This window comes from Pseudoalteromonas sp. S16_S37, from assembly GCF_014694405.1.
Lineage (GTDB): Bacteria > Pseudomonadota > Gammaproteobacteria > Enterobacterales > Alteromonadaceae > Pseudoalteromonas.
In genome coordinates, this window is the sequence record NZ_JAAUWV010000093.1 from 1 (window position 1) to 8,660 (window position 8,660).

General features: G+C 41.7%; 8 protein-coding genes. 2 read left to right on the forward strand and 6 right to left on the reverse strand.

Going from position 1 to position 8,660, the window contains the following annotated elements; all coding sequences use genetic code 11:
• Nucleotides 1-150: 150 nt before the first annotated feature.
• Genes HC733_RS21210 through HC733_RS21235 form a run of 6 tightly spaced genes read right to left on the reverse strand, consistent with a single transcriptional unit; the run spans nt 151 to nt 7,349 of the window.
• Nucleotides 151-402: a DUF3862 domain-containing protein gene (locus tag HC733_RS21210; RefSeq protein WP_190366976.1), complete on the reverse strand. Its 252-nt coding sequence runs from the start codon at nt 400-402 to the stop codon at nt 151-153.
• 14 nt (nt 403-416) lie between these two features.
• Nucleotides 417-1,253 (reverse strand): CsiV family protein, encoded by an 837-nt coding sequence (locus HC733_RS21215; RefSeq protein ID WP_190366977.1) that lies wholly within the window; start codon nt 1,251-1,253, stop codon nt 417-419.
• Entirely contained in the window at nt 1,250-4,738 is a 3,489-nt protein-coding gene (gene mfd, locus HC733_RS21220; RefSeq protein ID WP_190366978.1) for a transcription-repair coupling factor, read from the reverse strand. Before mfd ends, HC733_RS21215 begins: the two co-directional genes overlap by 4 nt.
• Before the next feature lie 23 nt (nt 4,739-4,761).
• Nucleotides 4,762-5,652: a carbon-nitrogen hydrolase gene (locus HC733_RS21225; RefSeq protein ID WP_190366979.1), complete on the reverse strand. Its 891-nt coding sequence runs from the start codon at nt 5,650-5,652 to the stop codon at nt 4,762-4,764.
• A gap of 8 nt (nt 5,653-5,660) precedes the next feature.
• Nucleotides 5,661-6,698, reverse strand: a complete 1,038-nt coding sequence (locus HC733_RS21230) for an agmatine deiminase family protein (RefSeq protein ID WP_190366980.1) — start codon at nt 6,696-6,698, stop codon at nt 5,661-5,663.
• Between the two features lie 54 nt (nt 6,699-6,752).
• Nucleotides 6,753-7,349: a PilZ domain-containing protein gene (locus tag HC733_RS21235; protein WP_190366981.1), complete on the reverse strand. Its 597-nt coding sequence runs from the start codon at nt 7,347-7,349 to the stop codon at nt 6,753-6,755.
• 183 nt (nt 7,350-7,532) lie between these two features.
• Here HC733_RS21235 and HC733_RS21240 point away from each other — a divergent pair, with 183 nt between their 5' ends.
• Together HC733_RS21240 and HC733_RS21245 are read left to right on the forward strand one after the other, a co-directional pair.
• The gene (locus HC733_RS21240) at nt 7,533-8,141 is read left to right on the forward strand and encodes a GNAT family N-acetyltransferase (protein WP_190366982.1); all 609 of its coding nucleotides are present in this window, start codon (nt 7,533-7,535) and stop codon (nt 8,139-8,141) included.
• 206 nt (nt 8,142-8,347) lie between these two features.
• On the forward strand, nt 8,348-8,539 hold the full coding sequence (locus HC733_RS21245) for a hypothetical protein (protein WP_190366983.1): 192 nt from the start codon (nt 8,348-8,350) through the stop codon (nt 8,537-8,539).
• The last annotated feature ends 121 nt before the right edge of the window (nt 8,540-8,660 follow it).

Sequence of the window (8,660 nt, forward strand, 5' to 3'; positions counted from 1 at the left end):
TAATTGATTTAGCAGCTTGCTTGGCAAACGCTTCCAGTTCTTTTTTATTCATCATTGCCTATCCTAAACCCTTTATAGGGATTAATAATAGGCAGTTACACAGATTTAGTTACAGGGTCAGTCGGAGAGGAGACAGCCTCTCCTTTGCTATTATTGCTCTAAGCCTTTTTTAGTATAAAGGGTAACTTTGTCAGATACGAGAGTTACTTTGATGTGCTTGTCCTCGTTACCCCAAGTGCAGTTAGTGTGTAGAGTTTTCTCTTCACAATTATCGGCAGAACCTAAGATAGCTTCTATTTCTGTTTTATCCATGCCAACTTTAACTTTGTTATAGTTTTCCATAGTGACTTTTGAACAGCCTACAAGTGTTAAAATTGCTACGCCAACCAATATTTTTTTCATGATTTTACCCGTCTTTAGTGTTTGTATTTTCTGATTTGAAAGATGATCCCAAGTTTTGGATGATCTAAATAATGAATGTCACCGCTATATACTCTTGTGAATTGTGACATTCTCGCGGTTTGAGTATTTCCGTTATCAGCAAGATAGCGTATATCTAAGTTGCTAGTGACATATAGATAGTGCTTAACATGGATCTTCAGCAACCCTTCAAGCTGCCAATGATCGATATCACTTTCTTGTTGTGTTGAAAACGGTTTGTCTAAGAGTCCTAAATAACCATCTTGTGAGAGTGTGTCGATTAGTTTATAGCTGATAGGAGATTTAAATCGTTTTCCTGCAAAGATTTTTACAAAAGGTGCTCTGCGCATACTTTGCTCTGGAAAGCGCCATCCAGTGTGTAATATTGGGTTTAACCCTTTTCTTTGCAGCTGCTTCAATGTGTCCGCAAATTGCAGCTGCTGCTGTGATAATAAGTAGATATTGTCCATTTGCTCCTGTGGCTCTGCAAAGGGAGAAAGTGGTAGCGTTTCATAATGCGAGATGTAGTCATAGCTTGATGGGCAAGCCCAAGAGTATGAATCATAAACTTTTTGAGCAAGTGGGCGCGGATCAAAATCGGCATCACCCTCAAGGCAACGCTGTTGCCCTTGTGCATTGAATCCATCGGTAAGTAAATCAAGCTGATTATTACCGGTGATTGGCGGGTGTACTAAAGTGAAATCTTCTCTTAGTAAAGGAGAGGGTTGTTGCTCAAACGCAATTAACTCCACTTCAAACCAGCGCAATGCATACGCTGACATAGACTGCGTCAATGCGAGAAATAGTATAGATATTTTTGCTAAACGCTTCATGCAACAGCCTTTTTATTAAAGTCTTCGATCATAGCACTTATGAGCTTTAATCGCTCTTGTCCATTTTTTTCTTCTATTGCAAAACGCAATTTACTTGCGCCTTCCATCTTATACACACGAGGGTTGCTTTGTATCAAAGCTATGATGAACGTTGGGTTAACTTTAGTTGAATCACTAAATTCAAAATAACCGCCTTTATTGTTTGCTTCGACCTTACTGATGCCAAGTAGGTTGGCCTTTTGCTTCAAAAGTTGCACTTGGAACAGGTTTTTTGCAGCATCAGGCAGTAATCCAAAGCGGTCGATCAGTTCAACTTGTAGCTCATCCAATTCATCCGCAGTGTTAGCACTGGCGATACGCTTGTACATACTCAAACGCATGTTAACGTCTGGAATATAATCATTAGGAAGGAGTGCGGGGATCTTCAAATCAACATCGGTATGCTGTTGTAGCAAATTCTCCAGTGTTGGTTCTTTTCCATCTTTTAGCGCTTTTACGGCTTGATCTAACATTTCCATGTAAAGATTAAAACCGATAGATTGTATTTGTCCGCTTTGGTCATCACCCAACAGCTCTCCTGCACCTCTAATTTCTAAGTCGTGGGTTGCAAGAGCAAACCCAGCGCCTAAGTCTTCTAATGACTCAATTGCTTGCAAGCGCTTGACAGCGTCTTTGGTCAAACTCTGAGTGTTCTTGGTCAGTAGATATGCATACGCTTGATGATGACTACGTCCAACACGTCCGCGCAGCTGGTGCATTTGCGCCAGCCCCAGTTTATCGGCTCTGTCCATGATAATGGTATTGGCTGTTGGAATGTCGATACCTGTTTCAATGATTGTTGTACACACTAAAACATTATGCTTTTGATGATAAAAATCGCTCATCAAATGCTCAAGCTCTCGCTCGCGCATTTGTCCATGTGCTACTGCAATGCTTGCTTCTGGGACAAGCGCGGCTAAGTCTGCTGCTGTTTTGTCAATTGTTTCAACGTTGTTATGTAAGAAATAGACTTGGCCACCACGCTTGATTTCACGCAAAATAGCTTCTCTGATAAGGTCGTCATTTCTTTCTTTTACGAAGGTTTTAATTGCCAAGCGTTTAGCCGGAGGCGTTGCAATGATAGATAAATCACGCATCCCACTCATTGCCATGTTCAATGTCCGTGGAATAGGAGTAGCCGTGAGCGTTAAGATATCTACATCCGCTCTAAGTTGTTTTATCTTTTCTTTTTGTCTCACACCAAAACGGTGCTCTTCATCAACAATTAACAAGCCTAAGTCGCTAAACTTTATATTCGCTTGAATAAGTTTATGTGTGCCGATCACTATGTCTATTTGGCCATTTGCTAGCTTATCAAGGGTATCTTTTTGCTCCTTAGCGCTGTTAAAACGTGATAGTACTCCTATTTCAACAGGCAAATCGGCAAATCTATCTTTGAAGTTTTCAAAGTGTTGTTGTGCAAGTAGGGTAGTTGGGACCAAAACCGCGACTTGCTTGTTATCACTTATGGCTGCAAATGCACCACGCATTGCTACTTCTGTTTTACCAAACCCAACATCACCACATACCAATCGGTCCATCGCTTGGTTAGATTGCATATCGGCTAACACCGCTTCAATGGCATTACGCTGATCATCGGTTTCTTCAAACGGAAAGCTTTGGGCAAACTCTCGATACAATGCGCCATCTAATTTAAAGGCATGTCCTGGTTTACTCTGTCGTTTGGCATAAATATCTAACAGTTCAGCCGCTACATCTCGGACTTTTTCCGCAGCTCGGCGCTTAGCCTTTTCCCACACATCCGAGCCAAGCTTATGTAAAGGTGCTGATGCTTCCTCGCCTCCAGAATAGCGACTTAGCATGTGCAGTGCAGACACTGGGACATAGAGCTTTGCGTCGTTCGCATAAGTTATCGTTACAAATTCAGTTGCAACACCTGCAGCATCAATTGTTTGCAAGCCCATATAACGGCCAACACCATGATCTAGATGGACAATAGGCTGACCTTCTTTTAACTCAGCTAAATTGCGAATAAGCGCATCTTGGCCTTGTTCGTACTTATGTTTGCGGCGGCGTCGTTGTGAGACTTTGATACCAAGCAACTCTTGCTCAGTAATAATACTCAAAGCGGGATTATTTAATTTTGGTGAGCCTAATAAACAAACACTTTGTTCCAGTGGACTGACAATCAACCCTACATCAGTTTTGTCTGCGACAAACGCAGAAAAGCCTGAAAACTCCTTGAGTTTAAGCCCTGTTGGTTTTAATAGGGTCAAGAGAGATTCACGACGTCCATCCGATTCTACGCTAAATAGTACTCGGCCTTGTTGCTTTTTTTGCGCGGTAATGTAGTCAAGTATTTTGCTATACGGTTGAGCGAGCTTGTGGTCAATACGAATATCTTCCACAGGGCTGGCCAACAAGTTGGTATGCCCAGCTTTAGTACCTAGCTTTGCTTGGCTGAGTTTGATACGCCCATAGCGGTTGAAATTGCCAAACAACTCTTCTATTGGTTGATATAGCTTTACAGGCTCCAACAAAGGTCTTAATGGGTCGACTCGGCGATTCTCATATCGTTTTTCAACGTCTTGCCAAAAGGATTGTGCTGCATGCTCAATATCGCCAAGATGCATTATGGTTGCATCAGCAGGCAAGTAGTCAAAAATTGTAGCCAGTTTTTCAAAGAAAAGTGGCAAGTAGTATTCAATACCAGCAGGCCAATTTCCTTTACTCACTTGCATATAGATAGAGTCTTGTTCAGCGCTTGCACCAAACGCTTCACGATAAGCGATACGAAAACGTTCAATATCAGCTTCATTGGTTGGGAATTCATGTGCTGGTAGCAAGTCGATTGCGTCAACTTTGTCGCTAGAACGTTGTGTTTCAATATCAAACAAACGAATACTATCTAGTTCATCATCAAAAAAATCAAAGCGATAGGGATGTGGACTACCCATGGGGTATAAATCGACAATAGACCCACGCACGGCAAACTCACCGTGCTCCATAACTTGCTGAACATGTCGATAGCCCGACTCACTCAGTGCAGACTTTAATTGCTGTGCATCAATAACATCGCCAACTTTATACTTAAGTGCGTTACCGTAAATAAAAGCCGGCGGCGCAGTGCGCAGCATCAAAGTCGATACAGGAACAATTAAAACACTGTCATTTTTCTGTTTCAGGGCATTTAAAGAGGCCAATCTTGCAGAAATAATATCCTGATGAGGGGAGAAGTGATCATATGGCAAAGTTTCCCAGTCAGGGAAAACCATCACCGGACGCTCGGGTAGCAAATAACCGAGTTCGGTCTCCAATCGCAGTGCAGAGGGCGTATCAGGGGTAACGATTACAACCAATTCATGGTGTTGCGCTATACCTGAGCTCAGTGCAACACTTAAACCACTGCCACTGAGTTGTCCCCAATGGATTTTATCGGTTGGGCTTTTTACCCAAGGTAGCTCGCTCCAATGCGCAGATGCCATTGAACACTCCTATTTGTTGTTATTTAGTCTCTATAGATTTTACAAAGGTCTTGATAATGATCGATGCGGCGGTCTCTTAGATATGGCCAAATACGGCGAACCGATTCGCTACGTGCTTGATCGATTTCTACAACCAACGTTTGCTCTTGCGTTTCACTTGCGTGAGCAAGCATCTCACCTTGTGGACCCGCAACAAACGAATTACCCCAAAATTGGATACCTTCACTTTGTCCGCTAGGGTCTTGTTCATGGCCAACGCGATTAACGCTTATCACTGGCACACCATTAGCAACGGCGTGCGCGCGCTGTGAAATGATCCATGCATCACGCTGGCGTATTTGTTCATCTTGTTCGTCTCTAGGGTCCCAGCCAATAGCGGTCGGGTAGATAAGTAACTGGGCACCCGCCATCGCCATTAATCTTGCAGCTTCAGGGAACCACTGATCCCAGCATACCAATACACCAAGTTTACCAACAGAAGTTTGGATTGGTGTAAAACCTAAATCGCCTGGTGTGAAGTAAAACTTTTCATAAAAACCTGGGTCATCAGGAATGTGCATCTTTCTGTATTTACCAGCTATGCTGCCGTCACTTTCAATAACCACGGCAGTATTGTGATAGAGCCCTGTCGCGCGTTTTTCAAATAATGAAGTAACGATAACAATGTTTAGCTCTTTGGCGAGTTTTGCGTAAAACTCTGTGCTTGGCCCAGGTATTTGCTCTGCCAAATCAAACAAGTCGGTATCTTCTGTTTGGCAAAAATACAAGCTACGGTGTAGCTCCTGAAGCACAACAAGTTTAGCGCCTCGTTTTGCAGCATCTCGAATGCCTTGCTCTGTTTTTGCTGTATTCTGTGCCAGATCGTGACTGTTGGCATGCTGTACTAAACCAACTTTAAGTAATTGTTGACTCATGATGTGACCTATTTTAAAAAACCGCGTGGCAGCTGCATTGTAATACAGTGTAAGCTACCGAATTGATGAATAATTGGCAGGCAATTTATGCCTATCACTGTGTGCTCTGGATACGCTTTTTGTACTTGAGATAAGGCGAGTGGATCTTGTTCATCACCATAAACGGGGACTAATACCGTGCGGTTGATTATCAAGTAATTTGCGTATGTGGCAGGTAAACGATCCCCTTCGTCGTCGTAAACCGCTTTTGGCCAAGGCAGAGGTACTAATTTATAACTTTCGCCTTGGCTAGTCTTGAAGCTCATTAATTGCTTTTCCATAGCACTTAGCGCTTCAAAATGTTCATCGTTTTGATCATCACACTGAACATATACAAGCGTGTTGTTCGGCGCAAACCTTACCAAAGTATCAATATGGCTATCGGTATCATCACCAGCGAGGTAGCCATGATCAACCCACAAGAAGTCATGTGCACCCAGCTCATCTTTAAGCAAAGACTCGATGCTTTGTTTATTATATTCTGGGTTACGATTAGGGTTGAGCAAACACTCTGATGTAGTCAATAAGACGCCATGCTCGTTGATCTCTACACCACCGCCTTCAAGCACAAAATCTAAGGCTTTATATTGGTTACGAGGGTTCGCAGTTTGTTTGACTAATGTGCCATTAATGGCGTTATCGAGCGCTGCTTCAAACTTGTTACCCCAACCATTAAATATAAAATCTTTGATGGCCAGCTCACCTTGCTCATTGGCGCAAGTTAACGGGCCATGATCACGAGCCCAAGTATCATTGCACGGTGTAACAACAAAAATAATTTTTGATAGTTCAACACCAGCATCCTGCAATAGCTGAGTAATATGAAGTTTATGTGGCTCGTCGTGCGCAACGATTAGCACTGATTGCAGCTGACTAATGTGCTGACACAAAGTAACATAAACAGGCTCAACATTATCTAATATGCTCGCCCAATCTGTATTTTGATGCGGCCAAGTAAGCATAACGGCATCTTGAGGCGCCCATTCAGGCAAAAGTCTAAAGGTCATGATAAAACACTAATAAATAACTAAGCTGCTAGTTTATCATTGTGCTCTCAGGTGTCAGCTATTTTGTTCTTTATTCTGCTCTGATTGACGTTTTTTTAACTGTCGGGTTTGTGCATGCAGACTTGCGCGGACGACTAGCTCGCGATCTTCGTCCCTAATATTGCTAAAAGCGAGTGTGTATTGAAATTTGTCTGATGCCAGTTTATCTATTGCGATGATTTCACTGTAACAGTAAATGGCGGCGGCTTCTTGGCGCAAAAAGAGTTTAGTTCTAAACGCACTGCCAATTGAATATTCGATTTCAGAGCTAAAACGGATGCCGCCACCACCATAGGAGTCACAGAAAATGTTGTCTTCATCAGGCTGTTCGGTGGCAAGAATATGGCTCATCATTAAATCTATTTTGCGCGATTGCGCTTGTAAAAATGCTGCCAGCTCAGATGCAAAATCGCCCATATTCCTTAATGGACTCAGCATACTGTGATCAAGCTCTTTCATCTCAGTTGTTAATTTGAATAGCGCAGGGATCCTTGACTCTAGTTCTGCAAGAGTTTGCGGGACTTGATCTGAACTTACTTCCTTAAGGTTGACTTGATTGGAGTCATCAACTTGGAAATATTGCTCAAAACTATCTTGAAGTTGCTTATTCATATAACACAGCCATTGTAGTGTTTTATTTAATATTAACGGCTTAGCATAAAAAACGCTATAGATGCGCTTATTCCGTTTGTTACAAAACCAATTTTTTCGAATAAAAATCTGTACAAGTATCGATTTGTAACAATAATGTATTGCACCTGTTACCCAAAAATTAACTTTTATCAGAGGTTTTATATGGACATAATCGAAAAGGACGTAGAGGCCTTAACTTGTGCTTTGTCCCTGCCAAAAAATTTAGTGATCAGGCATGCAACGCTAGAAGATGTCAAAGATATGGCAAAAGTAACATGCGAAAGTTGGCAACTTGCATTTCGACAATTTCTTCCAAAAGAAGTGCTCTCAAAAGGGACCCCTGCATTTTTTGAACAAATCTGGTTATCAATCTTAACTCAACCTGAAAAGCACAATGCGATATTAATCTGTGATGGTCGTAAAATAGCTGCATGCGGCGCAACTGGTGGATACAGAGCCTCACATAATCCTGTAAGTAGAAAAATATGCAAACAAAATGCAGGTGAACTTTATCGGGGATATGTTCAGCCAAGCTACCAAGGTAGGGGCCTTGGGCAAGCATTACTCAAGGCTAGGTTGCTAAAGCTATATGAGCAGGGATATCAAAAAGCCTACACATGGATATATGCAAAAAACAATCGAGCGCGTTTGTTTTACGAAAAGCATGGGGCGGTAAATTTAGACAGCGCATTGGGATTAACTATGAACAAGTATCCATTTGAAGAAGTCTGTTATGGCCTTGAAGTAAATCGAGTTTTTGACTTTCACTAATTAAAAACGGTTGGTTTTTGTGAGTTTTTAATTGCAAATGTAAATGCGGTGTTGGTCAATATTGGGCGTGGGGGTATCATCTTTGTGTCTGGTGAATATGCTTTTCGATATGGCCATTTTTAGTGAATATTAATTTTTAATTTTGCTAGCGCATTAATTATCTAATTCACTTTATTGTTAAATATTAAAATTTTTAAGGATAAAAGATGGCTATGCATCGCGTAGAAGTTGTTGTTGATTGCGAAGCAGTTAAAAATGGTGCGCCTGGAAGCCGTGCTGTAAATATGTATGCGTCGCAAGACATCGTGCTTAATAACTCTCAAGGCTCTTATGAGTTAAGTATTCGTGTAAACAATGATGACGTTATAAGTTGGAGCTCATTCCCAAAAGTAGTATAACTTAATTAACCTGAGCTGCGCATAAGAAAATGAACTAAAAGCCCTTGTGGTGATCAGATCTTTCGACCAAGAAACATAAGATTACCAAGGACAAGGGCATGAATAACTTAGACGCAATTTT

What these genes read in the sequence shown, in the direction of transcription:
- HC733_RS21210 (WP_190366976.1), bottom strand. Translation starts at nt 402, where the DNA reads ATGAAAAAAATATTGGTTGGCGTAGCAATTTTAACACTTGTAGGCTGT.
- HC733_RS21215 (WP_190366977.1), bottom strand. Translation starts at nt 1,253, where the DNA reads ATGAAGCGTTTAGCAAAAATATCTATACTATTTCTCGCATTGACGCAG.
- mfd (WP_190366978.1), bottom strand. Translation starts at nt 4,738, where the DNA reads ATGGCATCTGCGCATTGGAGCGAGCTACCTTGGGTAAAAAGCCCAACC.
- HC733_RS21225 (WP_190366979.1), bottom strand. Translation starts at nt 5,652, where the DNA reads ATGAGTCAACAATTACTTAAAGTTGGTTTAGTACAGCATGCCAACAGT.
- HC733_RS21230 (WP_190366980.1), bottom strand. Translation starts at nt 6,698, where the DNA reads ATGACCTTTAGACTTTTGCCTGAATGGGCGCCTCAAGATGCCGTTATG.
- HC733_RS21235 (WP_190366981.1), bottom strand. Translation starts at nt 7,349, where the DNA reads ATGAATAAGCAACTTCAAGATAGTTTTGAGCAATATTTCCAAGTTGAT.
- HC733_RS21240 (WP_190366982.1), top strand. Translation starts at nt 7,533, where the DNA reads ATGGACATAATCGAAAAGGACGTAGAGGCCTTAACTTGTGCTTTGTCC.
- HC733_RS21245 (WP_190366983.1), top strand. Translation starts at nt 8,348, where the DNA reads ATGGCTATGCATCGCGTAGAAGTTGTTGTTGATTGCGAAGCAGTTAAA.